The organism is Massilia aurea, from assembly GCF_040790145.1.
Classification (GTDB): domain Bacteria; phylum Pseudomonadota; class Gammaproteobacteria; order Burkholderiales; family Burkholderiaceae_D; genus Telluria; species Telluria aurea_C.
The window spans coordinates 252,019-278,206 of sequence record NZ_JBFMMP010000005.1 but is presented as its reverse complement, the minus strand read 5'-3'; the positions used below and the strand labels follow the sequence as shown (position 1 = coordinate 278,206).

Annotated in this window: 20 protein-coding genes and 1 pseudogene; 5 read left to right on the top strand and 16 right to left on the bottom strand. The window is 64.2% G+C overall.

Features of this window, described 5'->3' with window-relative positions; all coding sequences use genetic code 11:
• A pseudogene (locus AB2N08_RS10880) lies at positions 1-119 on the top strand (IS1595 family transposase); the annotation flags it as partial.
• A gap of 18 nt (positions 120-137) precedes the next feature.
• Here the strand turns inward: AB2N08_RS10880 and AB2N08_RS10875 are convergent.
• From AB2N08_RS10875 to andAc, 9 genes are all read right to left on the bottom strand, one after another.
• Positions 138-1,001, bottom strand: a complete 864-nt coding sequence (locus AB2N08_RS10875; protein WP_367610653.1) for a MipA/OmpV family protein — start codon at positions 999-1,001, stop codon at positions 138-140.
• 104 nt (positions 1,002-1,105) lie between these two features.
• Positions 1,106-1,441 (bottom strand): hypothetical protein, encoded by a 336-nt coding sequence (locus tag AB2N08_RS10870; RefSeq protein WP_367610652.1) that lies wholly within the window; start codon positions 1,439-1,441, stop codon positions 1,106-1,108.
• Positions 1,442-1,754: 313 nt separating this feature from the next.
• Positions 1,755-2,177 carry a hypothetical protein gene (locus AB2N08_RS10865; protein WP_367610651.1) on the bottom strand — a complete coding sequence of 141 codons (423 nt, stop codon included), beginning with the start codon at positions 2,175-2,177 and terminating at the stop codon, positions 1,755-1,757.
• A 364-nt stretch (positions 2,178-2,541) separates the two neighbouring features.
• Positions 2,542-3,603 carry a S1/P1 nuclease gene (locus tag AB2N08_RS10860; RefSeq protein WP_367610650.1) on the bottom strand — a complete coding sequence of 354 codons (1,062 nt, stop codon included), beginning with the start codon at positions 3,601-3,603 and terminating at the stop codon, positions 2,542-2,544.
• Positions 3,604-3,619: 16 nt separating this feature from the next.
• On the bottom strand, positions 3,620-5,236 hold the full coding sequence (locus AB2N08_RS10855) for a bifunctional metallophosphatase/5'-nucleotidase (RefSeq protein WP_367610649.1): 1,617 nt from the start codon (positions 5,234-5,236) through the stop codon (positions 3,620-3,622).
• Between the two features lie 341 nt (positions 5,237-5,577).
• Positions 5,578-6,813, bottom strand: coding sequence for a dienelactone hydrolase family protein (locus AB2N08_RS10850; protein ID WP_367610648.1), 1,236 nt, complete (start codon positions 6,811-6,813; stop codon positions 5,578-5,580).
• 29 nt (positions 6,814-6,842) lie between these two features.
• On the bottom strand, positions 6,843-7,940 hold the full coding sequence (gene andAb, locus AB2N08_RS10845; protein ID WP_367610647.1) for an anthranilate 1,2-dioxygenase ferredoxin subunit AndAb: 1,098 nt from the start codon (positions 7,938-7,940) through the stop codon (positions 6,843-6,845).
• Between the two features lie 7 nt (positions 7,941-7,947).
• Complete coding sequence (gene andAd, locus AB2N08_RS10840) at positions 7,948-8,421, bottom strand: anthranilate 1,2-dioxygenase small subunit AndAd (protein WP_367610664.1); 474 nt, start codon at positions 8,419-8,421, stop codon at positions 7,948-7,950.
• Between the two features lie 34 nt (positions 8,422-8,455).
• Positions 8,456-9,733 (bottom strand): anthranilate 1,2-dioxygenase large subunit AndAc, encoded by a 1,278-nt coding sequence (gene andAc / locus AB2N08_RS10835; RefSeq protein ID WP_367610646.1) that lies wholly within the window; start codon positions 9,731-9,733, stop codon positions 8,456-8,458.
• A gap of 295 nt (positions 9,734-10,028) precedes the next feature.
• Here andAc and AB2N08_RS10830 point away from each other — a divergent pair, with 295 nt between their 5' ends.
• The gene (locus AB2N08_RS10830) at positions 10,029-11,048 is read left to right on the top strand and encodes an AraC family transcriptional regulator (protein WP_367610645.1); all 1,020 of its coding nucleotides are present in this window, start codon (positions 10,029-10,031) and stop codon (positions 11,046-11,048) included.
• A gap of 97 nt (positions 11,049-11,145) precedes the next feature.
• Here AB2N08_RS10830 and AB2N08_RS10825 read toward each other — a convergent pair whose 3' ends face one another.
• The 7 genes from AB2N08_RS10825 to puuE form a co-directional block, all read right to left on the bottom strand.
• Positions 11,146-14,565 (bottom strand): TonB-dependent receptor, encoded by a 3,420-nt coding sequence (locus tag AB2N08_RS10825; RefSeq protein WP_367610644.1) that lies wholly within the window; start codon positions 14,563-14,565, stop codon positions 11,146-11,148.
• 513 nt (positions 14,566-15,078) lie between these two features.
• A complete protein-coding gene (locus tag AB2N08_RS10820) occupies positions 15,079-16,572 on the bottom strand; it encodes an adenosine deaminase (RefSeq protein WP_367610643.1) in 1,494 nt (497 codons plus the stop codon).
• A 75-nt stretch (positions 16,573-16,647) separates the two neighbouring features.
• Entirely contained in the window at positions 16,648-17,952 is a 1,305-nt protein-coding gene (guaD, locus tag AB2N08_RS10815; RefSeq protein WP_367610642.1) for a guanine deaminase, read from the bottom strand.
• A complete protein-coding gene (gene xdhC, locus AB2N08_RS10810; RefSeq protein ID WP_367610641.1) occupies positions 17,952-18,926 on the bottom strand; it encodes a xanthine dehydrogenase accessory protein XdhC in 975 nt (324 codons plus the stop codon). The genes guaD and xdhC overlap by 1 nt, the downstream gene beginning before the upstream one ends.
• On the bottom strand, positions 18,926-21,247 hold the full coding sequence (xdhB, locus tag AB2N08_RS10805) for a xanthine dehydrogenase molybdopterin binding subunit (RefSeq protein WP_367610640.1): 2,322 nt from the start codon (positions 21,245-21,247) through the stop codon (positions 18,926-18,928). The genes xdhC and xdhB overlap by 1 nt, the downstream gene beginning before the upstream one ends.
• Before the next feature lie 10 nt (positions 21,248-21,257).
• Entirely contained in the window at positions 21,258-22,727 is a 1,470-nt protein-coding gene (xdhA, locus tag AB2N08_RS10800; RefSeq protein ID WP_367610639.1) for a xanthine dehydrogenase small subunit, read from the bottom strand.
• 121 nt (positions 22,728-22,848) lie between these two features.
• A complete protein-coding gene (gene puuE / locus AB2N08_RS10795; RefSeq protein WP_367610638.1) occupies positions 22,849-23,796 on the bottom strand; it encodes an allantoinase PuuE in 948 nt (315 codons plus the stop codon).
• 106 nt (positions 23,797-23,902) lie between these two features.
• Here puuE and uraH point away from each other — a divergent pair, with 106 nt between their 5' ends.
• The 3 genes from uraH (at position 23,903) to AB2N08_RS10780 (ending at position 26,142) form a co-directional block, all read left to right on the top strand.
• Positions 23,903-24,256, top strand: coding sequence for a hydroxyisourate hydrolase (gene uraH, locus AB2N08_RS10790; protein ID WP_367610637.1), 354 nt, complete (start codon positions 23,903-23,905; stop codon positions 24,254-24,256).
• Between the two features lie 239 nt (positions 24,257-24,495).
• On the top strand, positions 24,496-25,734 hold the full coding sequence (locus tag AB2N08_RS10785) for a hypothetical protein (protein WP_367610636.1): 1,239 nt from the start codon (positions 24,496-24,498) through the stop codon (positions 25,732-25,734).
• 9 nt (positions 25,735-25,743) lie between these two features.
• Positions 25,744-26,142, top strand: coding sequence for a hypothetical protein (locus AB2N08_RS10780; RefSeq protein ID WP_367610635.1), 399 nt, complete (start codon positions 25,744-25,746; stop codon positions 26,140-26,142).
• Positions 26,143-26,188 lie beyond the last annotated feature (46 nt).

Below are 26,188 nucleotides of genomic sequence, written 5' to 3'. Positions count from 1 at the left end.
ATGGCGTGGCGTCGCGTTACCTGCCGAACTATCTGGGTTGGTGGTGGGCACTAGACGGCGGCCGGATAATGACCGCCGAACAATTGCTACGTATCGCAGTCAGTCTGATCTACAGATAACGGTGACAGCGCTTTTTTTTATGGCGTGACTGGATCGACAGGCTCGAAGCCCGCCGCGCGCCGGCTCGAGCGCGCCAGCGTCCAGGCGAAGCCGATGCCGGCCGAGGCGCCCGCATTTTTCAGGTGCAGCGGGCTGTCGCGGTTGGCACTGTCGGCGTACGACTCGTAGCGCACGTAGCCGAACAGGCGCACATCGGGATTGAGTTGGCGCGTGGCGAACAGGCCCACGCGCGCGAGCACCAGGCCGGCGTCGGCGCTGTAGGCGTCGCGGGTCGCGGTCGCGTACTGCGGCGCGACTTCATAGAAATAGCGGTTGATGCGCTTGTCGCCGAACACCACGGATGTATTGGCCTCGAACGACCACAGGCCGCGTTCACCGCGTGTTTCATAGGCCAGCTTCGGCTCGAAGGTCCAGCCCTGACGGCGCAAGCCGCCGCGCGCTTCGATCACCGCGCGCAGCGGCAGTTCGGCGCGCAGGCGGCTCGTGGCGTCAAGATCGGCCACGCGGATTTTCAGGCGCGGGCCGAATTCGAACAGCGCGCCCAGGTCTGGCATGCCGGCGCGCGCCTCGACGTCGTCGGAGTCGGACGGCAAGGCGCCCGACAGGCCGACGTCGAATTCAAGGCGGTCCGACTGGAACAGGCGCGCACCAATGCCGGACTGGTCGGCGCGCAGCACTTTACCGCGATAGAGCAGGAACGGTACGGGCAGTACGCGCGTGGTGCGGTCATCGGCGCCGGGATAGGCCGGCGTGCTCAGGGCGGCGGCGCCGAGGCCGAATTCCCACAGCGGCAGATTGGCCGGGGCGGTCGACTGGGCGCTGGCGTGAAGAGCGGGAAACAGGCAGGCTGCCGCGATGGCGGCCTTGAACGTGGAATGCATGGGGCCTCGGGAGTCTGGTCGATGGATGACCGGATTCTAGCCGAGAAGAAGCAGGGGTGGGCCACACGTTATCGACGCCGCCCTGCACTCGCCCTACCGGTCCGTCATTGACGGCGGTGGGCCTGGCGCCATCTGCCGGCGAGCCAGGCCAACGCCATCGCGGGAATGGAGAGAAGCGCGGCATACAAGATCCCCACGGCCAACAATGCAGACGCTTCAGCGGTGACCAGCATGACGGGGATCTGCGCGAACATGACAATGGCGCCAGCGGCCCATTGGGCGCGTTGCAGCATCGCCCCACTGGCCGCTGACAAAGCGAGCCCGGCGGGATAAATGATGGTCAGGTAACCCGCGTGGTCCCATGGCTCTCTCTCCCCGGTGAATACCGAGACACCGGCCCAAAAAATCAGGGCGACAACGCAGACAACGATCAGTGGCATGTAACTTCCTCGGCGGCACGGTAACGCGCGGGACTGGATCATACCGCGCCCCTCGCAGGGCGCGGCGCACATGGCGCCGGGGCGTATGCGATAACGTCACACGCAAAAACTGCCCATCAAACGACGGACGATTCAGGTTCTCCCACCAACGAGTCTGCGAAGACGCTACCTGGATGACCATGCCTGTCCACCTTTTTCGACATCACGAGCATCGAAGAAAAAAGGTGGGAAGCAAGCCTTCCGGTTGGGAACGAATGGGACTTGCTCTCCCCATGACAGGCGCTGCTTGTGCACCTAACGGCAGTGACTGCGACTAGCGCTGTGCAACAGAAGACGAGATCACCACCATATCCGCGAAGCGCGGGTCTGGCGCATAAGTCATGATCATGTCATCGCCGACATCGCCACGATTGAATTCCATGGTGACCCGACCATCGCCCGACGCGAATTTATAGGGCGCGACAGCAAGAAGACGCATCGGTTTTTGCTTGTCGATTGTCGTATCGATCGTGCGGGTGCCTGTCCGCACTTTCATGCGCCAACCATTCGTCAATTCGTAGGTGCCGGCAATATGCCGGGATTGTTCTTGTTTGATCCGATACGGCGTTGCTGTTGCGCTGACAACCACGGTGGTCACTGGCACCGTGTCGGCTTGCGGGTAGGGCATCGTCTGCGCGCCCGAAGTGGACGCGAAAAGAAGGAGTGCTGCGGGAAGCAAAACAGATGAGATACGCATGATATTTCCTTTATGAAGCATAGGAAGAGCCGCCGGTGATGGCGTTGCGCAAGAAGGGCTGGTGCCTTGCCGTCGGGGGTAACACTGACGAGGTCCGAGAACTGTCGTGAGCTGAAATTGAGTGTAGGTCGGATGCTTCGAACGGCAAGCGTCAATACAGCATCCCGATTAAATTGACTACTTGTTCGATAAGCTAGATCCAAACGACATGACACACGAATGGCATGATCGTTGTCAGGTTCGTATCGCATTCGAAGCGCTGCAGCGTGTGCGCGCGATGTACGCCGCGTGAAACGGCTGATAGAAGCAAGGGCGGGAAGTCGCCGCCGCCAGCGGCGACGACGACGGTATTGCGACTGACGACTTACGGCCAGATAGCCTGCAGCATCGCGGCCAGGTTGTACCCGCCCTTGATCAGCTGCGTCTTGGCGATTTCCGAACTCGGCACCGGGTAGTTGGCCGGCACTTCGAGCGCGAAGGTGTAATAGGTTTCGCCCTTCTTGCTGGTCTGCGGCGTCAGCTTGCCCGGCACCACGTTGGCATAGGCCAGCTTGGCCGACTTCAGGCCGTCTTCCACCCACTGCACCGGCCAGGTGGCCACGTCGCCCCTGGCTTTCGCGACCAGCGGCGCACTGGCGATTGCCACGTCCGCGAACTGCTCGGGCGTGCGCGTCTGGATGCGGCGGAATGCGTAGTCGACCGTCGTGCTGTCCCAGTACGAGTGGAACGGCTTGGTCAGCGCCTTCGGCACGCCTTCCTTGATCATCACCGGCTCGCCAGGCGGGATCACGCCCTTCGACAATGCCGCCAGCTTGTCATCGTCGAGCAGCAGGTTGTTGCCGCCGCGCGAATCGAATACCAGCGCATCGTCGATTTCAGCGCGCGTCTTCGGCACGACGAACTGGCCGTCCTTGCTCACGAACGCGGAGCCGACGTGCAGCGGCTGGTGGATGTCGCCGGCGAAGTGCGTCAGCAGAATCAAGGCCTGGCGCTTGGTGAACTTGTGCGGGTTCAGGCCTGGGTCGGTTTTACCCTGCAGGACAGCGATGCACTGCTCCAGCGTCTGCACGATGTCGACGTCGCTCGTGCCCACGCCGTGCTCGTGATAGTGATCGAGCTGGAACGGTACGTTGGTGTAGTGGTATTCGCTGTGGCGCGGGTTGCCTTCGACGTATTCGACCATCTCGGCCGTCTGCGGGCCGCAGTAAGTACCCTTGACGCAGTCGGCCCAGTTGGCGACCGACGCCAGCGATTCGCCCGGCTGCAGCAGCAACGCGATCTGCTTTTGCGCATTGGTTCCCTTGAGCAGCTTGTCGGCGATGGAGCCGACGGCGCGGTGGCCATCGCGGCCCCAGGCGGCTGCATCGGGCGCCGCCATCGAGGCAAAGGCGCCGGTGAGCGCCAGCACGCATGCGAGTTTTTTCATGGTTGTTCCTGAGAGCTTAATTGAGGCGCTGGATGCGCGGGGTAGCCGGGGCCCGCGCGGCGCCCTGCTCTTCGAGTTGTTTCAGGTAGGCGATAAAGCCATCGAGGTCGCGCAGGCCAGTGTCGATTCGCTGCGTGCCCAGTGCGAATTCCGGATAGCCGTCGCTGCCTTCGGCGAGGAAGTTATTCACGGCCAGGCGATAGGTCGCGCCGTCTTCGAGCGCCTTGCCATCGAGCTTGACGCTGCCCGGCACCAGGCGGCTGCCCGCCGGGCGCTTGGCGTCCCAGGTATAGGTAAAGCCTTGCGAAACCTGCAGCACGGCGGACGTCACGTTTGCGCCGTCGGGCCACTGGCGCTCGAGCAGGTTGCGGATCTGCGCACCGGTCAGGTTCATCACGACCGTCGTGTTCCCGAACGGGAGCACGGCCTGGGCCTGGCCAAAGTTGACCGTCTTGTCGGCGCCCGCTTCCAGGTCGCGCCGGATGCCGCCGTTGTTCATGAACGCAAACTGCGCGCCCAGCGTGCGGGCCGACGCCAGCGCCGCGTCGGCGATCAGGTTGCCCAGTGCCGATTCGCCGGCCTCGTTATTCTTGCGCAGCAGCGGTGCGACGGCGATCTTCGCGACCGGGCGCGTGAGTGCGGCCTGGCTGCGCTCCTTCACCTGCGCGACAAAGGCGACCATGTTCGGGTCGGCCGGGTAGTCGCCCGGCTTCATCACGACGTTGGCGACCTTCAGGTTCGACACCGCAAACGTCTTCGGCTCGACCTGCATCGACACGCGCGTGAGCAGGTGGCCGGCGGTGTCGGCCTGGGTCACCGTGCGGCCATCGACGTCGCACAGATAACCCTGGTGCGAGTGCCCAGTAAGCACCAGCTTGACCGACGGGTCGATCTTCTTGACGACGGGGACGATGTCGCCCGTCAGCTGGCTGCAACCGGCTTGCAGCGGCGACTCCACCGTGCGGCCGCCCTGGTGCACCAGCGCCACGATGACCTGGGCGCCGGCCGCGCGCATGGCCGGCAGCGCATTGTTGATCGCTTCAGCTTCGTCGCCGAAGGTCAAGCCGGCGATGCCCGACGCCACCACCATGTTCGGCGTATCGCGCAGCACCACGCCGACCAGGCCGACCTTGATGCCCTTGACCGATTCGATGGTAAAGCCCGGGATGATCGGCTTGCCGGTGACCTTGTCGATCACGTTCGCACCGAGGTACGTGAACTTGGCCCCGCCGAAAGTAGGCGTGAGCTTGCAGGCCTTGGTTGGATGCGGCGAATCGCAGCCGCCGTTCTGCTGGCGCAGCAGTTCCTTGCGCCCGCCATCGAATTCATGGTTGCCCACCGCGCTGGCGCGCAGGTTCAGCATGTTCATCACTTCGATGGTCGGCTCGTCGGCCCACAGCGACGACAGCGCCGGGCTGGCGCCGACGATGTCGCCGGTCGAGACCAGCAGCAGATCCTTGTCTTCCTTGCGCCACGCCTGCAGGGCGGCCGCCACCGCTTCGGCGCCACCGGCGCGCATGACCTGGTCCTTGCCATCGGCGCCCTTGAGCACGTAGCGGCTCGGTTCGAGATTACCGTGGAAGTCGTTCAGCGACACCAGGTTGATGGTCACCGGGCCCTGGGGGGCGGTCACGCAGCCTGCCAGAAGCAGCGCAGAGGTCAGTGTGATGCTCAGTGTGGAAAGGCTGGCGCTTGCGCGACGCGAGACGATCATGGGATTACCTTTATCAATGCAAAACAGCGACAAAAAAACGGCGTCGGTGCGCATTATTGCATGAGGTTAAGGCGTGGGAAATCCCTACAGCGCGGTTTTAACAGCTGTCGTGACACTGTGACCACTACGTCGCTCCAGCGGAGGCTGGAACCCAAGTTCAGCGTCTCAGACGAAAACCAGATATCGGCCCGCGGCGGACTTGGGTCCCCGCCTCCGCGGAGACGACGAACGAGCGGTACTGGCGTTTGCGGGAATGGTGACTACAACCCTTCGCTGCCGCTCCAGCGCTTCATCAAGTCATTCGACGGGATAGTCTCGTCGAGCAGCTTGCGCGCCGATTCGATACCAGCCACCGGCAGCAGCGCCGGATCGAGCAGGCCGATCTGCACCAGCACGCTGGCCTGGTCCCAGTAAATATGCTCGTGATACAGCTTGTCGCCGCGGAAGCTGATGATGCCGACCATCGCGATCTCGACGTATTTGCCAGTGGGCGCCACGCCCGGCAGCATCCAGTCGATCTCGCGATCGTGCGTGAAGCACATGATGAATTCATCGACCACCTGCAGCGCGCCGACCGTGCGCGAGACCGGGATCATGCGCATGTCGGACGGATTGGCCTGCACGAAGTGGTGCTGGTAGAAGCGCGCCAGCTGCTTGGCGCCCACGCCGCCGGTCAGCGTCGGGATGTGGTTCACGTATGGCTCGGCCACCATGGTCGCCATCGTCGATGGCACGTCGCGCGTCGCGAACTCGTGGTACACGTGCTGGTCCCACAGGTACGACAGGTTGAAGTGCGGGCCGATCTGCGACTTGAGCGCGGCAATGGTACGGCCATGCGCCATCAGGGCCGACGACTTATCGAAGTGCATGCCGCCCACGCGGGCAAACGCATGGTCGGCGCCCGGATACACGTACATCTCGGCCTTCGGCAGCGCAGACAATACGGGAATGATCTTCTCGCGCGCCGCAGCGTCGCAGTAGGCGTCGTTCTCGGCGAAGTGCAGCACCAGCTTGCCGCGAATGTTGGCCGCTTCGTCCAGCATGTTCTCGATGCCCATGCCGTAGTAGCCCACGGCGCAGGCCACGCTTGTCCGCGCCGCCGTCAGGTAGGCCAGCTTGCCGCCCAGGCAAAAGCCGACGTAGCCGATGTCCGGGCCGGCCACCTGCGGCAAGGTGCGCAGCAGGTCGATGGCCGCGCCGATGTCGTCTACCGCCGCGTCGACGTTCAGTTCGGAGAAGAAGCCGAAGGCGCGCTTGAAGTCGTCCTCGGTATAGCCCAGCTCCACGCCCGGCTGCATGCGCCAGAACAGGTCGGGCACCAGCGCCACATAGCCTTCTTCGGCATACATGTCGGCGACCTCGCGCATGTTCTGGTTCACGCCAAAGATTTCCTGTCCCACCACCAGGCCAGGGCCGGCGCCGCTGCCCGGAATCGCCAGGTAACCCTTGAAGCTGCCCGCGCCGTCGCGGGCTGGAATGTCGATGTAATACGCCATGCGTGATACTCCTTGAATTCGTGAGAGCCTCAGGCCCGCTGTCGCAAGTCGGCCTGCGACAGGAAGGCGTCGGCAAAAAAGTTCGTTGCCGGCAGTGCGCGCAGCGTATTGAAATCGCGCTGCGCCGCTGCCACCATCTGCGGCGCGCCGCAGGCATACACTTCGTGTGCCGACAAGTCGGCATGGTCGTCCAGCACCGCCAGGTGCACCAGGCCCGTACGGCCGCTCCAGCCGCTATCTTGCGCCGGTTCGGACACCACCGGCACGTACTCGAACCACGCCAGGCTGGCGGCCCAGCCGCGGCACAAGGCGTCGTGGTACAGGTCGGCCGGCTGGCGCCCGCCCCAGTACAGGCGCATCGGGCGCGTATTGCCGCTGGCGATCGCGTGCTCGACCAGCGCCTTGACCGGTGCGAAGCCGGTACCGCTGGCCAGCAGCAGCACGGGCGCCGTCGTCGGCCGCAAATAAAAGTCGCCGGCCGGGCCATCGAGCTGCAGGCGCTGGCCCGTGGCCAGGCTGCCGAACACGCGGTCGGTGAACACGCCGCCCGGCATATGGCGAATATGCAGTTCGAGCACGTTGGCGCCGCCCGGTGCAGCCATCGAGTAACTGCGCCGGCTGCCGTCTTCGAGCACCACATCGAGATACTGCCCGGCGACATAGGCCAGTGGCGCGCCGTCTTCCAGGCGCAAGCGAAGCACCGCCACATCGTGGCCGAGTTTCTCGATGCTGTCGATCACGGCGGCCAGCTCGCGCTTGGCGGATGCGCAGGCCGGGCCGCAGCTTGCGCCGTTGACTGCGCCGCCCGCAGCCACATCGGCCACGTCGACCTCGACCCGCCCGGCCACCACGCGCACCGGGAAGCTGCGCACGGGTTCCGTGATCGGCGCGCTTTTCGGCGCGCCGCTGCGGATGTCGATCAGGCCCTGGTGCAGCGGGCACTCGACGCAGTTGTCCTCGATATAGCCGTCGGACAGGCGAGCATTGCCATGGCTGCACTTGTCGCGCAGGGCAAACAGTTCGCCATCGAGCTTGAACAGTGCCAGCGACTGCCCGCCGGCCACCACTGCGGCCACTTCACCTTCGCCCACGCCATCGGCCGCGCCGACATCGAACCAGGTATCCATGGCGACCTCAGATCGGCGTGGCCAGCAAGGTCTGCACGCGCGACGTGTCGTAGATCACGCGCTTGCTGGCGTAGCGCCAGCCGGCATCGGTGCGCACGACGCGGTCGATGTAGCGGCCAGCCTGGTACACGGTGGAGTCGCCATTCTGCAGCGTCTGCACCACGACATAGCTCGATTCGCTCTCCACGGTATCGGCATCGATCGGGCGGATCGTCAGGCCCGATGTCATGTGGCGATAGCTGTGCGCCTCGAAGATGTTGGCGTGGCGCAGGGCCACGACGCGATCGCGCAGCATGCGCTGGCTGTCGCAATAGATGATCCCGATCGGCAGGCCGGCATCGGCATTTTCGCGCGGGACGATCTCGTACAGGCAGTCTTCGGTGAAGAACGTGGCCCATTCTTCCAGGCGATCGTTATCGAGCGCAGCGACATACTGCTGCTGCAGCTGATACACGCCGAACCACAAGGCCAGTTGTTCCATTTGCTGTTCCATCGTTGTCATCTCAGTACTCCAGTCAGAACGCCATCAGTTTCTGGTAACCCTGCCAGAACTTGCGGATCAGGCTTTCGGTGATCAGCGTGTCTTCCTGGTCCGGCTTGTCCTTGGCCATGTCGATCACCGAGCAGGCATCCGGATCGCGCCGGGTGCCGTTCTGCACCAGCTCCGTCGCCTCGGTGTCTTCCATCGAGATGTAGCCGGCCGGCCCCACCAGGTTGGCCTGCTTGATGCGCAGCGCGCGCATCTCGGGCGTGTCGTCCTCGTAGCCGAAGAAGTGGAAGATCAGCTCGAAGTTGTCCGGACCTTTCGGCAGCAGCTGGCGCGCCACCAGCGTGTTGTGGATCTGCTGCACCACCAGTTGCGGGAAGATCGGCTGGATGTGGTTCGTCGTCATCTCATCGAATTCCTGGATCTGGCCCAGCACCGACGGGTCTTCCAGCGAGAAGCCTTCGTCGAACGAGCGGATCGCCTGCTGTTTATACGCGTCGGACGTCTCTTCCTGGTTCTTGGTGGCGGTGATGATGCTGTGCAGGCCGTGGCGCTTGTCGGCCATCGAGCGCGCCTTCATCCCGACCCGGAAGATGTTGAAGGTCGTGTGGAACAGGTGCAGCAGGCTGGCGTGGTACGGGTCCTTCACGTTTTCCAGGTACAGCTTCCAGTTCGATTTCGAGTACTGGCGGGTGCAGCCCAGGTACACGATCGGCTTGTGGAAGATGCGGTCGATCCACGGACGCATCTCGGCGCCGATGTAGTCGGCCAGCGGTTCGACGGTCTCGCTGAAGGTGGCGAACACGAGGCCCTTGTAGCTCTCGACGCGCAACTGGCGCAGGCCGTGGCACTTCGGATCGAAGTCCTTCGGCATGCCGGCCATGCCGTTCTGGCCGCGCTTGAACGGCACGCCCAGCAGGTTGCCGCGCAAATCAAAACTCCACTGGTGATAGGCGCAGCTGTGCGAGCTGGCATTGCCGCGCGGGGTGCGGCACACCATGGCGCCGCGGTGCGAGCACTTGTTGACCCAGGCCGCCAGGCCGCCATCCTCGGTGCGGGTGACCACGACCGGGGTGTCGCCGACAAAGGTGCTCTTGAAGTCGCCCGGGTTGATGATTTCGGCCTCGAGGGCCAGGAAGCTCCAGACCGGACCGCGGAAGATGCGCTCCTGTTCGCGCTCGTAGACTTCCTGCGAGCTGAAGACTTTATAGGGCGTGCGCGAGCCGTCGGTGCGGGGGAATTGCACCAGGGGGTGGACCGTGCCCTGGGTGGCCGGCGCGGTGGCTTGCTCGTGTTCGATCGACATGGGATCTTCTTTCGTTGCGGTGGATGGATTCCAGTCTAGCTACCGGCACACGGCGCCTCTAGCCGAAATCGGCAAACGTCGGGCCTGCGCTATCCGTTTTCGGCAACCACGCAGCGGCTCCCTCCTCGCCCTCTGCGCGCCGTCACGGTGCACGCTGTGCAGTAACACTGTCCAAATCCTGCAATTTTTTGCACATTGCACGTGCATTATCCGAATCTTGCAAGGCGCCCTGCCTTGAAGGCGCTGGCACGCTACTTGCAACATCCCATGTCATCCTCCAGGACGGGAAACTCCCATGCACACGCTGAGCGAATCGATCGAACATGCGCAGCTATACCGGCACTGCGTTTTTCACAGCAACGAAAAAGTGGCGTCGCATCGCCATGTGGCCGAAGCGCTGGCCGACCACGACGTGCACTGGCAACATGGCGCGCCGGACGCGGCGCTGTTCACCGCGCGCGTGAATCGCCTGCAGCTGTTCGTGCTGCGCTACGGCGCGCAGGTACAGATCACGCCAAGCGGCTTCAACGATTTCGCGCTGGTGCACATGTCGCTCAAGGGGACGGCGGAGTTCGAATGCGACGGCCAGCGGGTATCGCTGCCCGAAGGCCAGGCGGCGATCGTCGCGCCCAGGAAAAGCATTCGGCTGTGGTGGGAAGAAGGTTCGGAACAATTGATTCTAAAAGTGCCGAACGGGCTCGTGCGCGAGCTCCAGGGGCCTTCCGCCGGCCGCAACCCACGCGCCGGCCTGCAATCGGGGCTCATCCCCTCGAGCCGGCCCGATACCCATTGGCACCTGCTGCTGCAGTCGCTGCTGCAGATCCTGGCGCAACCGGACGAAGACCGTCCGCACCAGGCCTGGATCGATCACTTCGAACGCAATATCACGATGTTCCTGATGCACCAGCAAGGCGCGCCCGGTGAACAGCCGCTGCCGTCGCCGGGTACGCGCGCCGCCATCGATGCCGGCCTGGGCCTGGTGGCTCCATCGGCCTGCGAACGCATGGACGCGCTCGAGCGGTACATGCGCGCCAAGCTCGGTGCGCCGGTGTCGCTGGTCGACCTGGCCCTGGCGGCAGGTGTCTCGGTGCGCAGCCTCAATATGCTGTGCCACCGCCATCATGGCGTGCCGCCGATGGATTTGCTGCGCAATATGCGGCTCGATGCGGCGCAAGCCATGCTGCAGGCGCAGCCCGACGCCAGCGTGACGAAGACGGCGCTCGAATTCGGCTTCGGCCACCTGGGCCGGTTCTCGCAGTACTACCGCCAGCGCTTTGGCGTGCTGCCCAGGCACACTGCCGGGCTGAGGCACTGACGACCTGCCAACGCATTCGTTGAAACGTTAGAACGACAAAACGGCCGGTGTTTCCACCGGCCGTTTTTGCTTACCTCATGCTACGAATTGGCGCTGCTTAGAATTCGTAACGCAGGGTTGCCTGGATTGCCCACTGCGACTCGCCCTTGGCTTGCTTCAGGTCTTGACGCTCGACGTCGTTACGCACGACGTAGATGTAACGACCTTGCGCATCGATACCGGCGACGTCCACGAAGCTACGTGCCTGGCCACCAGCCGACTGGAAGCTGATCTCTTCGGTACGGCCCCATTTCTTGTTCAGCAGGTTGCCGAAGTTCATGAAGTCGAGCGTGAAGGTCGCCTTGTTGCGTGCGAAGATGCCCGGGATTTCCTGGCTGATACGCACGTCGAAGGTATTGACCCATTCGGCGGTCGAGTTGTTGCGGCTGACGACGCCACCGGCTGCTTTGCTCAGGCCCTTGTTGGCATTGACGACGTCCCAGAAGCGCTGCTCGTTGGCACGGCTGGTCGCGGTATCACCCGAGAACACGACTTCGTTCGAACCGAACGCGGTCGGGATGTACATCAGGTCGTTACCGGCCAGATTGTCACCGTTCATGTCGTTGTTGAACGTCCAGCTGTACGGACGGCCTTCACGACCTTCGTAGAAGACGCCCAGACGGGTGTTGTAGCCCGTGAAGAATTTCTTCTGGAAGTTCATCAGCGCGTTGACACGGTTCTTGATCGCGTAGCTCGAGGTCGCGGCGACTTCTTCGTTCGGGTTGAACGACGAGCGGCCGTTGAAGTTCGAGTTGGCAACCGACGACGTCAGCGGCGAAACTTCGGTCGCATCGGTGTAGGTGTATGCCAGCGACCAGCCAAAGCCCTTGGTCAGCGGTTGCGACAGCGACATGGTCAGCACTTTCGCGTCGCCCTTGTCGGTATCACGCGCTACCAGCACGTTGCCGAAGCTGCGGTTGTTCAGCGAGCGGTTGACCGCGCCGCAGCTGCTGATGACGGTTGCCACATTGTTTGCCACGCCGTAGCACGCCGGGTTCAGGCCCTGTGCGTTCCAGAACAGCTGACGACCATCCGAGCCGGTGCGGGTTGCCGCGCCCAGGTTCAGGTGTTCGTAGTAGATGCCGTTCTTGTTCTTGGTGTACAGCGCTTCGGCGCCGAAGACCAGGCCGTACCATGGCAGTTCGGTGTCGAACGCCACGTTGGCTTTCCAGATCGACGGCTGACGGAAGTTCGGGTCCAGGAAGTTCACGTCTGCGGCCGGGATCGCGCCGGCGATGGCTGGCTGGCCATCCGGATTGAAGCTGGTCAGGCCGCCCGTGGTCGGGCAGCGGGTTGCAGCAGTGCCTGCGCAGCTGATGGTGGCCGTTGCCACGCCGGTGCCCGAGAACGGGTTCGACATCCACACCGTGGCTGCCGCGCCCTGGAACAGGCCGAAGCCGCCGCGAATCTGGGTCGGACGCTCCGACTTGTCGAAGCGGTAGTTGAAGCCGAAGCGCGGCTGGATCAGGTCGGTACCGTCGATGGTGCGGGTGTTGTCCAGACCGAAACCGCCGGACTGGCGCACGCCGGTGACCGGGTTACCGGCAACCATTGCCTGGGCAGCTGCGGTGTTGGCCAGTGGACGGCCGCCGACATCGTTACGGTCGTAACGCACGCCGTAGGTCAGGGTCAGCTGGTCGTTGACGTTCCACGTGTCTTGCAGGAACAGGCCAGTGTTCTTGGTGTCGAACTTGGCGACTGCATCGTCGAGCGTCGCGCCTGCCAGTGGGCGCTGGACGCTGTAATTCAGTGGACGACCCTTCTGGAAGTTCTCCAGAACGGCTTGCTGCACCTGTGCATTGGTGGCGCGGGCGCAGCTTGGCAGTGCGCCGAAGCTGTAGAAGCTCGTGTCGGTCGACTCCAGGCAGGCGAAGGTGTACGAACCGTTGATACCTTGCAGGAACGCGTTGTAGACATCGTTCTTGGTCTGGTCGACGCCGAACTTCAGCTCATGGTCGCCCACGATCCAGTTGGCGCCCGCATACAGGTCCTTGGTCTTGTTGCGCAGCACGTTGTTGTGACGGCTGAACTCGGTCCCGAAGTTGATGAAGCGGTTGGCGGTCGACAGGCCGGCCGGTGCGTCAGCCGGCAGCGCGCCGGTGAATTGCAGGGCCATCGATGGCGTGCGGGTCGCATTGACCGGGATCGAATCGTAGTCGCGGGTCGAGAACTTGAACTCGGTCGAGAAGTTCGGGGTCCAGTCCGAGAACACCTGGGCGACGGCGGTCTCGATCGACTTGCCCTGATTGTAGAAGCTCGACGACAGGCCGACGCCGGATGCCGAGAAGCCCGGGTAGAACGGCTCACCCTGTTCGGTCTTGGCGTAGCGCAGGCTGGCACGGTGCTCGTCGGTGATGTTCCAGTCGAACTTCACCATGCGCTCTTTCGAGGTCAGCATGGAGCCGGTTGGCACTGCCGGGCTGCCGATGTCGACGCCGTAGGTTTGCTGGGCGATACGCTGGGCTTCGGCGATGGCCGACTGGCTGATGCCGACGGTGGTGCCGGCGCCGCTGCCGATGGCGCCAAATTCCGGGCTCGAACGCGAGCTCTCGAAGTTTTCAGCCAGTGCGTAGATGAACAGCTTGTCTTCGATCAGCGGACCCGAAGCCCAGATGCCCTTGGTGGTTTCCTTCGACTTCGGCGCGTCGGTGTAGACGTCGGTGATCGGGTTGTAACGGTCGCCCGACATGGTGTCGTTGCGGAACACGTAGTACACGCCACCCTTGTAGGTGTTGGTACCCGATTTGGTGACGGCGTTGATGTTCGCGCCGGTATAGCCTTTTTGGGTGACGTCGTAGTTGGCGACGTTGACCTGCACCGACTGGATCGCTTCGATCGAGATCGGCTGGCGGGCCGTTGGGCTGCCGTTCGATTCGAGGCCGAACGTGTCGTTGATCGCGACGCCGTCGATGGTCATCGAGTTGTAGCGCGAGTTCTGGCCGGCGACCGAGATTTCGCCGCGGTCCTTGTCGGTCTGCGACACGCGCGGGTCGGCACGGGCGTAGTCCTGCAGGCTGCGGCTGATCGATGCCTGGGTCAGCAGCTGGGTGTTGCTGATGGCGGTGCCCGCACCCATGTTGTTGCCCGAGAAGATCTCCGAGCGCGTTGCGGTACCGGCGATGGTCACGGTCTGCACGCCCAGGGTGGCGTCGACTTCGGCGGTCTGCGCCAGATCCAGGAAGACGTCGCGGCGGGTCTCGGTGATGCCATCCTTGGTGATGGTGATCGTGTACGGACCACCCACGCGCAGGCCACGTGCAACGTAGCGGCCTTCAGCGTCGGTCACGACATTGCTGACAGAACCCGACTCGGTGTGCAGGATCTGCACCTGAGCGCCAGCTGCCGGCTGACCCGAGACGTTCGAGATACGGCCGCCGACGGCCGAAGTGGTGTTCTGTGCGAACGACGGCGACGCCGCCAGCGCAACTGACAAAGCCAGCGCCAACTTGGTGAGCCGGATCTGCTGTTGAGTGATCATTGAGTACCCCAAAAAGAACTTCAAAGTTGTTGTTGGACGCCCGACGGACGTCCTCCCCTGCTTTTTACTGCTTGTTTTTATGCGTAGTGTCGAACCAGCGATTCAGCCGACAAGCGGCTGCGATTGTATCGATACAATGTTTCAACAAAATGACACGATGTATGGTTTGATTTACAGCAGAATTGAGCCAATATGCATCAGCGTTTTCAGGCCGACAAATTCAATTTGGCTTGGCTATTCAGAGCTTTCTCATATAAATCACCGCATACCTGTTGTCTTTACGAGACATAAATCGTGTCATTTGGATCGCTTTATGACATGGCCGAATTATATGCGTGGCATTCCACGGTGAAATTTTTTCCGTGAAAAATCAGTAAAAGCAGACACGCGGGGAAGAATTGTGTAGCAAGAAGACGACAAACGTTACTTCTGGATTAACTTATTACCAGAAAGTCGTAAGGCGTTTATGACAGGGAGGCGATCCGGCGAACGCCGGATCGGGGATGACACACTTTATTTCACGCGCGCTGCCTGGGCCTCCATTGCAGCGACTTGCGCTTCGAATTGCGCGTAGCGCCCATCGAGCTGCGTCGTTAAGCGTTGCTTTTCTGCCACGGACAAGAATGCGTAGCGAATGCTGTTGTACGACGCCTTCTTGATTTCGGCGTAACCCGGCTTGAACTGGCTGGCAAATTGCACATACTCGTGCGACAGCGTATGGCGGGTCACCCCGGCATCGTCCGTCGAGATCACATACGGCACGCCATATGTGCGGTACAGGTGGATCGGGTGATCCGCGCCCGCCACGCCGCTGATGAACGCGTTCGAGGTCAGGTTGATCTCGACCGGGATATCCTTCTCGCGCATCGTCTTGATGATGGCCGGCGCATTGGCTTCATGCGCAAGGTCGAGGCCATGGCCGATGCGGTCGGCGCCGGCAATGGCCAGGGCGCTGTCGATGTGGAACTTCAGGCCTTCGGGCGGCACGTCGCCCAGCGCCAGTTCGCCGGCATGCATCGCCACCTTGACGTCCGGGTACACCGTCTTCAAGAAGCGGAACATCTTCATGTGCAGCAGGTAGTCGCGCATCGACACGTGCAGGCTTTCCTGGCCGACGATATTCACGCCGACGATACGGCCACCCTTGGCGGCGGCCTTGAAACTCGAGACCATCGCCGAAAACACCTGCGATGGCGCGAGCAGGCGCAGCGTGTAGTTCTGGTACCGCATCGTGAAGCGCTCGTCGTCGATGCCCTCTGATGCGGCGTTGATCTGGTCGACAAAACCATCGATCGACTTGTTGTAGGCCGCATTGGCATCCAGCGCCGTCAGTTCGGCGCGTAGTTGCGCGGTCAGCGCCGCGTCGTCGTTCACGCTGGCGCGCGTTTGCGTATCGAACGCGCCGTTGGCCACGAACGGCGAGAGCAAAAACATCGTTTCGATGTAGCTGACATTCTCGGCGATCGCGCGTGCCTTGATCTCTTGCAGGCCTTCGCGCAGATTGTCGTTGGCCACCGGGCCGAAGTAGCCGAAGGTGCCGAAGAACAGGCGATCCGGCGCCGGCTGAATGGCGACGTGGTTGCTGAAGTCCTTGTTCGACCAGCGCTTGACGATCTCGCGCCAGGTGTTTTCGTCGGCATTGACTTCAGCGCCCGACAGGCAGGTGCGCTGGGCGGCCGGCTTGGCGCGCTGGGCGGCGACGGTCGCCTTGTCGGTCTCGATGCGGTAGGTGTTCTTGTCGATGCAGAAGCCCTGCTTGTCGACGAAGTCGACATAGGTCTCGGCATAGATCGCGCCCGAATAATGGTGGTGCAGATCGCCGCCCTTGGGCATCTGGGTGAAGAACATCGTCAGCTCTGACAGGCGCGGGGTACTACCGGCAATCAGGCTGGCGTAGTGGCGCGCGGTCGCGGCCTCGTTGGCGGCGACCGATGGGCCCTTGGCCAGGACAGGCGAGGCGACGACGGCCAGTGCCAGCAGCGCGCTGCCGGACAAGAAGGTGTGCATGGTGTACTTTCAGAGGAATTTCAACCGCCAACTCTAACGCCTTCGTTCGCGGTTGGCAATATTGGCAACCCTGCCCTACTTCTGGTGGACCTGGCGGCCGTATGAATACGTCGCGGCCACCGTGCGGTCGTCGCCCAGCAGCGCCAGCGCGAACAGCAGCTCTTCGAGCGAGTGGCTGTGGCTGGTCCGGCGCGCCATCAACGGCGTTGCCGCGCGGTCGAGCACCACGAAGTCGGCCTCCAGGCCGGGCGCAAAGCTGCCGATCGTGTCGGCCAGATCCATCGCGCGCGCCGCGCCCAGCGTGGCGAGGTAAAACATGCGCAGCGCCGTCAGGTAGCTGCCCTTCATGCGCGCGACCTTGTAGGCTTCGTTCATCGTCTGCAGCAGCGAGAACGAGGTGCCGGCGCCCACGTCGGTGCCGAGCGAGAGCAGCATGCCCGCCTTGTCGGCACGCTCGAAGTCGAACAGGCCGCTGCCCAGGAACAGGTTCGATGTCGGGCATACGGCGGCGGCCGAGCCGGTGGCCGCCATGCGCGCCATGTCCTCGTCGTCGAGCCAGATGCAGTGGCCGAACATCGCGCGCGGGCGCATCAAGCCATAGCTGTCATACACATCAAGGTAGCTGCGCGCCTGCGGAAACAGCTCGCCGACCCAGGTGCATTCATCCTGGTTCTCGGCCACGTGGGTCTGGATGAAGGTGTCGGGGTACCGGGCCGCCAGCTCGCCCGTCAGGCGCAGCTGCGCCTCGGTCGACGTCGGCGCGAAGCGCGGCGTGATCGCGTACAGCGCGCGGCCGCGTTTGTGCCAGCGCTCGATCAGCGCTTCGCTCTCGCCCAACTCGCCTTCGAGATCGCGCAAAAAGTCCGGGCAGTTGCGGTCCATGAGCACCTTGCCGGCGACCATGCGCAGGTTGCGCGCTTCGCTCGCGGCAAAGAACGCGTCGACCGATTGCGGGTGCACGGTGCAGTAGACCATGGCCGTCGTGGTCCCGCAGCGCAGCAGCTCGTCGAGGAAGAAGTCGGCGGTACTCCGGCCATCCTCGGCATCCTCGTAGCGGCGCTCGGTCGGGAAGGTATAGGTCTCGAGCCACGGCAGCAGGCCCGGGGCCGGGGACGCGATCATGTCGGTCTGCGGATAGTGCAGGTGCGTGTCGATGAAGCCCGGGACGATCAACTTGCCACGGTAGTCGACGGGTTCGAGGCCATCCGGCAGCGTGGTCGCGAGCGCGGCGTAGTCGCCGGCGGCCTTGATGCGGCCATCCTCGACGACCAGCAGGCCGTCTTCATGGTACAGCGCGGCGCCGTCGTCATAGGCCGGATCGGCGCGAAAGTGCAGCAGGCTGGCGCGGTACGCCTGGATAGTGGGTGATACGGTGGGCATTACGTGGATTCCGGTTGGTGTTCTGGGTGGTGTGCAGCTTCCCACACCGTCAGCAATTGCGCCACACTCGACGCGGCAATCACGGCCGGGGCCTTGCCGGCGATGCCGGGCATGCCGATCGGGCAGACCATCGCGGCCAGGCGCGCATCGTCGACGCCGCGTTCGCGCAGGCGCGCTTCGAACTGGCTGCGTTTGGTGGCGGAGCCGATCAGGCCAAACCAGTCTGCTGCGGATTCACGCACGGGGCGCGACAGGATCGCGTGGCACAACTGCAGGTCGAGCGCATGGCTGTGGGTCATGACGAGAAAGCTCGTGCCGGGCGCGGCGCGCTGCACCAGCGCCTCGGGCGTGTCGGTCGCTTCGGTGGTGACGTTGTCGGGGATGGATGCGGGGAACATGGCGTCGCGTTCGTCGACCCACGTCACGCGGCACGGCAGGTCGGCCAGGGCGCGCACGATCGCCGCGCCCACATGGCCAGCGCCGAACAGCATCAGGTGCGCGCGCGGGGCGCGGATCGCATCGACCAGCCAGCGCCGGCCGCCCTCGCCTTCTGGGTCAACCACGACACGCGTGCCGGTGTCGCCCGGGAACGGTGGCGCATCGAGCACGGTCGATTCGGCTGGCCCGTCAAGGGCGACGAGGCGCCAGGTGTCGATGTATCGGCGTGCCTGCAACAGCGCCAGTTGATCGGCATCCACGCGTTCGAACGCGAGCCACGCCACGCCACCGCAGCACTGCCCCAGGCTCGGGCCCAGCGCAAAACGCTCGAAGCGGCGCGCCTCGCCAGCGTGCAGCATCGCGCGCGCAATTTCGAGCGCGCGGTGTTCGAGGTGGCCGCCGCCGATGGTGTCGTCGAATGCAAGCGCGCGCACGCGCATCTTCGCGCCCGGCTCGCGCGGCACGGAGCCTTTCACGGCCGCCACCGTGACCAGCACGGACGGCTCGATGCCTTGCGCGCGCAGCCAGTCGTTCATCAGGCGCGCGCTTCCACGAAGCCGATCGCATCCAGGATGGCTTCGCTCGTCGCCGGCGCATTGAGCGGTGGGTTGACACGATGCCCGCCCACGCTCGAGATGGCGTCGCGGATCGCGAAGAACACCGAGAACGGCAGCAGCAGCGGCGGCTCGCCCACGGCCTTCGAGCGGTGAATGCTGTCTTCGACGTTCGCATTGTCGAACAAGGTGACGCGAAAATCCTCGGGGCAGTCCGACACTGCGGGAATCTTGTAGGTCGACGGCGCATGCGTCATCAGCTCGCCGGCCGGGTTCCACCACAGCTCTTCGGTCGTGAGCCACCCCATGCCCTGGATGAAGGCGCCCTCGACCTGGCCAATGTCGATCGCCGGATTGAGCGAGCGGCCGGCATCGTACAGCGCATCCACGCGCAGCAGCTTCCATTCGCCGGTGAGCGTGTCGATGACCACTTCCGACACGGCCGCGCCGTAGGCGAAGTACGAGAACGGACGGCCGTTCATTGTCTTGGGATCCCAGTGCAGGCCGGGCGTGGCATAGAAACCGTCGGACCACAGCTGCACGCGCGCCAGGTAGGCCTTGGCGACCACTTCCTCAAACGGCAGTGCCAGGCCGGCGACAAACACGGTGCCGGCGGCAAAGCGCACTTCGCTGGCCTCGCCCCCATACTGGCGCGCCGCGAAGTCGCTAAGGCGCGCGCGGATTTTGCCGGCTGCATCCTGCGCCGCCTTGCCGTTCAAGTCAGCGCCGGTCGAGGCGGCAGTGGCCGACGTGTTCGAGACCTTGCTGGTGTTGGTGGCAGTGGCGCGCACGCGCTCGAGCCCCACACCCAACTCATGCGCCACCACCTGCATCACCTTGGTGTTGATGCCCTGCCCCATCTCGGTGCCGCCGTGGTTGACGAGGATCGAGCCGTCCACGTACACGTGCACCAGCGCGCCGGCCTGGTTCAGGTGCGTGACATTGAACGCGATGCCGAACTTGAGCGGCGTGAGCGCCAGCCCCTTCTTGAGCACGGGGCTGGTACGGTTGTAGTCTTCGACCGCCGCGCGGCGCGCGCGGTAATCGCTGCCCGCCTCCAGCTCGGCCACCAGTTCGGGGATCACGTTGTCGACGATCGTCTGGCCGAACGGCGTCACGTTGCGGTCAACCTTGCCGTAGAAATTCAGGCACCGGATATCGAGCGCGTCGCGCCCCAGGTTGCGCGCGATTTCGTCGAGCACGTACTCGATGGCGATCGCGCCCTGCGGCCCGCCAAAGCCGCGAAACGCGGTGTTCGACTGCGTATTGGTCTTGCCGCAGGCGGCGCGGATGTCGACATCTGAAAGGTAGTAGGCATTGTCGAAGTGGCAGACGGCGCGCGTCGCCACGGGGCCGGACAGGTCGGCCGAATAACCGGCGCGCGTGACCATGTCGACCCGCGCGGCCAGGATGCGGCCGTCGTCGTCGTAACCGACGTCGTACTCGTAATGAAAGCAGTGGCGCTTGCCGGTGACGAGCATGTCGTCGTCGCGGTCGGCGCGCAGCTTGACCGGGCGGGAGGTAGCCACCGCGGCGATGGCCGCCGCCGCCGCCCACAGCGCCGACTGCGATTCCTTGCCGCCAAAGCCCCCGCCCATGCGGCGGCACTCGACCGTCACGTGGTGGGAGTGCAGGCCCAGCGCATGGGCGATCACGTGCTGCATCTCGCTCGGGTGCTGGGTTGACGAGTACACGTGCATGCCGCGGTCTTCGCCGGGAATCGCGTACGCGATCTGGCCTTCGAGGTAGAACTGCTCTTGCCCACCGACGTACAACTCGCCCTTGACGGTGTGCGGCGCGCGCGCGAAGGCGGCTGCGGCGTCCCCGCGCGTCAGGCGCATGGGCGGGAGCACATACGATTGCGCGGCGCGCGCCGCCTGCGGCGTCAGGATCGCGGGCAGGTCCTCGTAGGTGACTTGCGCCAGGCGCGCTGCGCGGCGGGCGTTGTCGTGCGTATCGGCCACGACGATGAAGACCGGCTGGCCCACGTACTGGACCAGGCCATCGGCCAGGATCGGATCGTCGTGGATGATCGGGCCGCAATCGTTCAGCCCCGGGATGTCGGCCACGGTGAGCACGGCGACCACACCGGCGCTGGCGGCGACGGGCGCCAGATCGATGCCGGCGATGCGCGCATGCGCGCGGCTCGACAGCCCCAGCGCCGCATGCAGCGTGCCGGACAATTCCGCGATATCGTCGGTGAAGGTCGCGCCGCCGCGCACGTGCAGTTCGCTCGACTCGTGCTTGCGCGCCTGGCCGACTTCGGCCCAGGCGCCGGTGTTCTTGATGCCGCCGTCGTTCATGAATAGCTCCTCAGGCGCCGGCAAAGGCATTGACGGCGTGCGCCGGCAGCGGATCGGTCACGCGCGTCTCTAACCAGAAGCGGCGCAGCAGGTTCTGCGCGGTGCGCATGCGGTAGTTGCTCGACGCGCGGGCGTCGGACAGTGGCGCATAGTCGCGGGCCAGCGCGGCCATTGCAGTCTTCAACACAGCTTCGCTCCACGGCTGGCCGAGCAGCGCCGCCTCGGCTTCGCGCGCGCGCTGCGGGATGGCGGCCATGCCGCCGAACGCGATGCGCGCCTCGACAACTGTCTCTCCGTCCAGCCTGACGGCAAACGCCGCGCACACGGCCGAGATATCCTGGTCGAAGCGCTTGGCCAGTTTATAGGTGCGAAAGCGCAGCCCGGACCGCGACTGCGGCAGCGGCACGCGCACGGCCTGGACGAATTCACCGGGCCGCAGATCCTTCTTCTGGTAGCCCAGGTAAAAATCGTCCAGCGCCAGCACGCGCGTGCCGGCGCTGCTGGCCAACACCACCTGGCTGCCCAGCGCGATCAGCCACGGCATCGAGTCGCCGATGGGCGAGCCGTTGGCGACGTTGCCGCCGAGCGTGCCGGCATGGCGGATGGGCAGCGACGCGAAGCGCTGCCAGAGTTCGGTGAGTTCGTCTGGATAGTGTTGGCACAGCGCCGCATACGCATCTTGCAGCGACACGCCGGCGCCGATCTCGAGCATGCTATCGAATTCGCGCAGCGTTTTCAGTTCGGCGACCTGGCCGAGCCAGATCACGTCGGCCAGTTCGCGCAGCTGCTTGGTGACCCACAGCCCGACGTCGGTGGACCCGGCCAGTAGCACGGCCGCCGGGTGCCCGGCGCGCAGCGCGGTCAGTTCAGCCAGCGTGCGCGGCACGTGAAACTGCTGGCCGTGCGCGGCATACGTAAAACCGTGGCTGCGCTGCAGCGTGCGCAGGCGCTCGGCCAGCGCAGCGCGATCGAATGCCACCGGCGGCAGTTCGACCATGCGGCGCGCCGCGTCGATGATCGGGCGGTAGCCGGTGCAGCGGCACAGATTGCCCGACAGCGCATCGTTGATCTGGCAGCGCGACGGCGTGCGCCCTTCCTGTTTCAGGTACATGCCAAACAGCGACATCGCAAAGCCCGGCGTGCAAAAGCCGCATTGCGAGCCATGGCATTCCACCAGCGCCTGCTGCACGGGATGCGGCGCGCCATCGGGTTGCGCCAGGTCTTCAACCGTCAACAGCGCCTTGCCGTCGAGCGTCGGCGTGAACTGGATGCAGGCGTTCACCGAACGCAGCGCCAGTTCGCCGTCTTCCAGCGAGCCGATCACCACCGTGCAGGCGCCGCAATCGCCTTCGGCACAGCCTTCCTTGGTGCCGGTGCAGCGCAAGTCCTCCCGCAGGTGCTGCAGGATGGTTTGCGTGGGCTTCACGTCGCGCAGTTCGCGCACCTGGCCCTGGTAAAAGAATCGGATCGGTTCTGACATGCCTGTCTTTGCTGGGTAATTAGCTGGACGCCAAAGGCGGAAGGCTACCATTCGCCGCCCACCAACTTATAAGACCAAGTAGATATTTGTTATATCAATAAATATATATCTCCGACATGCTTCACGCCACCCAGGGATGCACTGTTTTCCAGTGATTGGCGATATCGATGCGCCGGGTGACCCAGACGTGGTCGTGCTGGCCGACATAATCGAGGAAGCGCGCCAGCGCCGCCGTGCGGCCCGGGCGGCCCGCGAGGCGGCAATGCAGGCCGACCGACAGCATCTTCGGCTGGTTCAAGCCTTGTGGATCGCCCTCGGCGTACAGCACGTCGAAGGCATCCTTGAGGTAGTCGAAGAACTGGGTGCCCGAATTGAAGCCGCCGGCCGAGGCGAAGCGCATGTCATTGGTGTCGAGCGTGTACGGCACGACCAGGTGCGGCGTGAGGCGCGCCGAGCCATCGGCCGCGGTGGTCTGGACCTGCTGCCAGAACGGCAGGTCGTCGCCGTAATGGTCGGCGTCATACGCGAAGCCGCCATGCTCGACCACGAGGCGGCGCGTGTTGGGCGAATCGCGGCCCGTGTACCAGCCCTGCGGCGGCGCCCCCGTCAGCTCGCGGAAAATGGCCACCGCTTCGTGCAGGTGGGCGCGCTCGGTGGCTTCGTCGATGTTCTGGTACGAGATCCAGCGCAGGCCGTGGCAGGCGATTTCGTGGCCCAGTTCGCGGAATGCGGCCACGGCCTCGGGATGGCGCGCGAGCGCCTGCGCCACGCCGAACACGGTCAGCGGCAGCTTGCGCTCTTCGAACAGGCGCAGCAGGCGCCACAGGCCGGCGCGCGAGCCGTATTCGTAGAGCGATTCCATGCTCATGTGGCGCGCGGGGAAGGCGCTGGCGCCGACGATCTCGGACAAGAAGGTTTCGGAGGCGGCGTCGCCGTGCAGCACGCTGTTCTCGGCGCCCTCTTCGTAATTGAGCACGAACTGCAGCGCGACGCGCGCCGCGCCCGGCCAGCGGGGATGGGGCGGCGTGCGGCCGTAGCCGGCCAGGTCGCGCGGGTAGGGATTGTGCATGGCAGCGGTCCGAGGAGTGGTATAAGCCTGATCATATAGCGCCGCGCGCACGGCGGTATAAGATGCGACGCATACCGCAACGCATCAACCACATATGGGACACCGGATGGGCAAACTCACTACCCACGTACTCGACACCGCGCACGGCTGCCCCGGCGCCGGCATCGTCGTCGAACTGTATGCGATCGACGCTGCCGGCCGCAGGCTGGTCAGGGCCGACGTGACAAATGAGGATGGCCGCTGCTCGGCGCCGCTGCTTGACGGCGCGGCCATCGCGCCGGGCCAGTACGAACTGGTGTTTCATGCGGGCGACTACTATGCGGCGCGTGGCGTGGCCCTGCCTTCACCCCGCTTTCTCGACCGCATCGCGCTTGGTTTCGGCATCGCCGACGTCAGCCAGAATTACCACGTGCCGCTGGTGATGACGCCCTGGTCGTATTCCACGTATCGCGGCAGTTAGGCAGGGCGGACGGCGCACCCGTCACTTGCCAATAATGAAAGAAATCTGACCAGAGTTTGTGTCAGTTGTGCCACAGTAGTTGGCGAATCATCTCGAATTGTCACGGATTGTCATAAACCTGTTGCCGCCATTATTGCCCGGTGGATAGAATTAATTCCAGTATGTACCGGCGCTCCTGCCTGCTGCCCTGGACAGCGCCTCTTTCCTAGCAGCTTACGTTTCAGCACCACGTCCCTTTTATGAAAAAAACAATCATCGCCAGCTTGCTGGCGCTGCCCCTGTGTGCGCCACTCGCACAGGCACAGGAGAATGCCGTCAAAATCAGCGGCTTCGGCACCGCCGCCGCAACCTACTCTGACGACAGCCGCGCTGAATTCGCCCGCCCGAACCAGGCCAGCGGCAGTGCCGGCGACTTTAATACCGGCATCGATTCGAACCTCGGCCTGCAAGCCGACTACGCCGTCAACGAGTGGCTCTCGCTCACCGCCCAGGGCCTGGTGCGCAAGGACGCCGAAGAACACTATGGCGCCGAACTGAGCTGGGCTTTCGCCAAGTTCCGCATCTCGGACGAACTGAGCGTGCGCGTGGGCCGTGTCGGCCTGCCGATCTTCATGATCTCGGATTACCGCAACGTCGGCTACGCCAACACGATGCTGCGTCCGCCGTCGGAACTGTATTCGCAAGTGCCGTTCAACAGCGTCGATGGCGCCGACATCACCTGGCGCCGCGACTTCGGTAACACCAGCTTCACGACGCAGTTCGCTGCCGGCACCACCAAGACCCCGGTGACGAGTTTCCACGTGCGCGGCAAGGACATCCTGGCCCTGAACGTGGTAGCCGAAAACGGCCCGTTCACGCTGCGCGTGGGCCATGCCCGCACCAAGATCACGCTCGACGACCTGCCATCGCTCAATACGCTGGTCGGCTCGCTGCGCGCCGCCGGCGCCGGTTATCGCCTGCCACAGCTGGTCACGCTGGCCGACCAGGTCGAAGCCAAGGGCGACAAGGGCACGTTCAACTCGATCGGCCTGACCGCCGACTGGAACAACTTCGTGCTGCAAAGCGAATTTGCCAAGCGCAAGACCGAAACGTACATCAACGACACGACGTCGTGGTACGTGATGGGCGGCTACCGCATCGGCAAGTTCCTGCCGTATTACACGCGCTCGGAACTGAAGATCGACAGCACCATCGCCAACACCGTGCCGACCGCCTGCCCCGCCGGCTACCCGGCCGCCTGCACCCCGACCGTGCAGCAACTGCGCGCCGGCGTGAGCCGCATCGCCGTCTCGGGCGTCGGCCAGGGCGAACAGACCACCGACACCATCGGCGTACGCTGGGACTTCCACCAGTCGGCCGCGCTGAAGCTGCAGATCGACCGCATCAAGCCAACCGGCAACGGCCTGTTCATCAACGCCCAGCCGGGTTTCTCCGGTCCGGTGACCGTGGGCGCCGTCGCCCTCGACTTCGTGTTCTAAGGAGCGGCCATGAAAAAATGCATTATCGCCGCCTGCCTGGCTTCCAGCTTCGCCCTGCCGGCACTGGCCGAGGTGGTCGTCGTCGTCAACCCGAAAGCAGCCGAGAGCACGCTGTCCAAGGACCAGGTGGCCCAGTTCTTCTTGGGTAAATCGACGGCAATGACGCCGATCGACCAGCCGGACAACGCCCCGGTGCGCGCCGAGTTCTATAAAAAAGTCGCGGACAAGGACGCGGCCCAGGCCAAGGCCCTGTGGTCCAAGCTGGTATTTACCGGCAAGGCCACGATGCCGAAGGAAGTGGCCGACAATGCCGCCGTCAAGGCTGCCGTCGCCGGCAACCCGAAGGCCATCGGCTACATCGACAAGAGCGCCGTCGATGCGAGCGTCAAGGTTGTCCTGACCCCATAAGCACGTAATGACATTGCCCGCCACCGGCTGCACGCCGCGTGGCGGG

What these genes read in the sequence shown, in the direction of transcription:
- AB2N08_RS10830 (WP_367610645.1), top strand. Translation starts at nt 10,029, where the DNA reads ATGCACACGCTGAGCGAATCGATCGAACATGCGCAGCTATACCGGCAC.
- AB2N08_RS10785 (WP_367610636.1), top strand. Translation starts at nt 24,496, where the DNA reads ATGAAAAAAACAATCATCGCCAGCTTGCTGGCGCTGCCCCTGTGTGCG.
- AB2N08_RS10825 (WP_367610644.1), bottom strand. Translation starts at nt 14,565, where the DNA reads ATGATCACTCAACAGCAGATCCGGCTCACCAAGTTGGCGCTGGCTTTG.
- andAb (WP_367610647.1), bottom strand. Translation starts at nt 7,940, where the DNA reads ATGGATACCTGGTTCGATGTCGGCGCGGCCGATGGCGTGGGCGAAGGT.
- AB2N08_RS10875 (WP_367610653.1), bottom strand. Translation starts at nt 1,001, where the DNA reads ATGCATTCCACGTTCAAGGCCGCCATCGCGGCAGCCTGCCTGTTTCCC.
- andAd (WP_367610664.1), bottom strand. Translation starts at nt 8,421, where the DNA reads ATGGAACAACTGGCCTTGTGGTTCGGCGTGTATCAGCTGCAGCAGCAG.
- uraH (WP_367610637.1), top strand. Translation starts at nt 23,903, where the DNA reads ATGGGCAAACTCACTACCCACGTACTCGACACCGCGCACGGCTGCCCC.
- AB2N08_RS10780 (WP_367610635.1), top strand. Translation starts at nt 25,744, where the DNA reads ATGAAAAAATGCATTATCGCCGCCTGCCTGGCTTCCAGCTTCGCCCTG.
- AB2N08_RS10860 (WP_367610650.1), bottom strand. Translation starts at nt 3,603, where the DNA reads ATGAAAAAACTCGCATGCGTGCTGGCGCTCACCGGCGCCTTTGCCTCG.
- andAc (WP_367610646.1), bottom strand. Translation starts at nt 9,733, where the DNA reads ATGTCGATCGAACACGAGCAAGCCACCGCGCCGGCCACCCAGGGCACG.
- AB2N08_RS10820 (WP_367610643.1), bottom strand. Translation starts at nt 16,572, where the DNA reads ATGCACACCTTCTTGTCCGGCAGCGCGCTGCTGGCACTGGCCGTCGTC.
- guaD (WP_367610642.1), bottom strand. Translation starts at nt 17,952, where the DNA reads ATGCCCACCGTATCACCCACTATCCAGGCGTACCGCGCCAGCCTGCTG.
- puuE (WP_367610638.1), bottom strand. Translation starts at nt 23,796, where the DNA reads ATGCACAATCCCTACCCGCGCGACCTGGCCGGCTACGGCCGCACGCCG.
- xdhB (WP_367610640.1), bottom strand. Translation starts at nt 21,247, where the DNA reads ATGAACGACGGCGGCATCAAGAACACCGGCGCCTGGGCCGAAGTCGGC.
- AB2N08_RS10865 (WP_367610651.1), bottom strand. Translation starts at nt 2,177, where the DNA reads ATGCGTATCTCATCTGTTTTGCTTCCCGCAGCACTCCTTCTTTTCGCG.
- xdhC (WP_367610641.1), bottom strand. Translation starts at nt 18,926, where the DNA reads ATGAACGACTGGCTGCGCGCGCAAGGCATCGAGCCGTCCGTGCTGGTC.
- AB2N08_RS10870 (WP_367610652.1), bottom strand. Translation starts at nt 1,441, where the DNA reads ATGCCACTGATCGTTGTCTGCGTTGTCGCCCTGATTTTTTGGGCCGGT.
- xdhA (WP_367610639.1), bottom strand. Translation starts at nt 22,727, where the DNA reads ATGTCAGAACCGATCCGATTCTTTTACCAGGGCCAGGTGCGCGAACTG.
- AB2N08_RS10850 (WP_367610648.1), bottom strand. Translation starts at nt 6,813, where the DNA reads ATGGCGTATTACATCGACATTCCAGCCCGCGACGGCGCGGGCAGCTTC.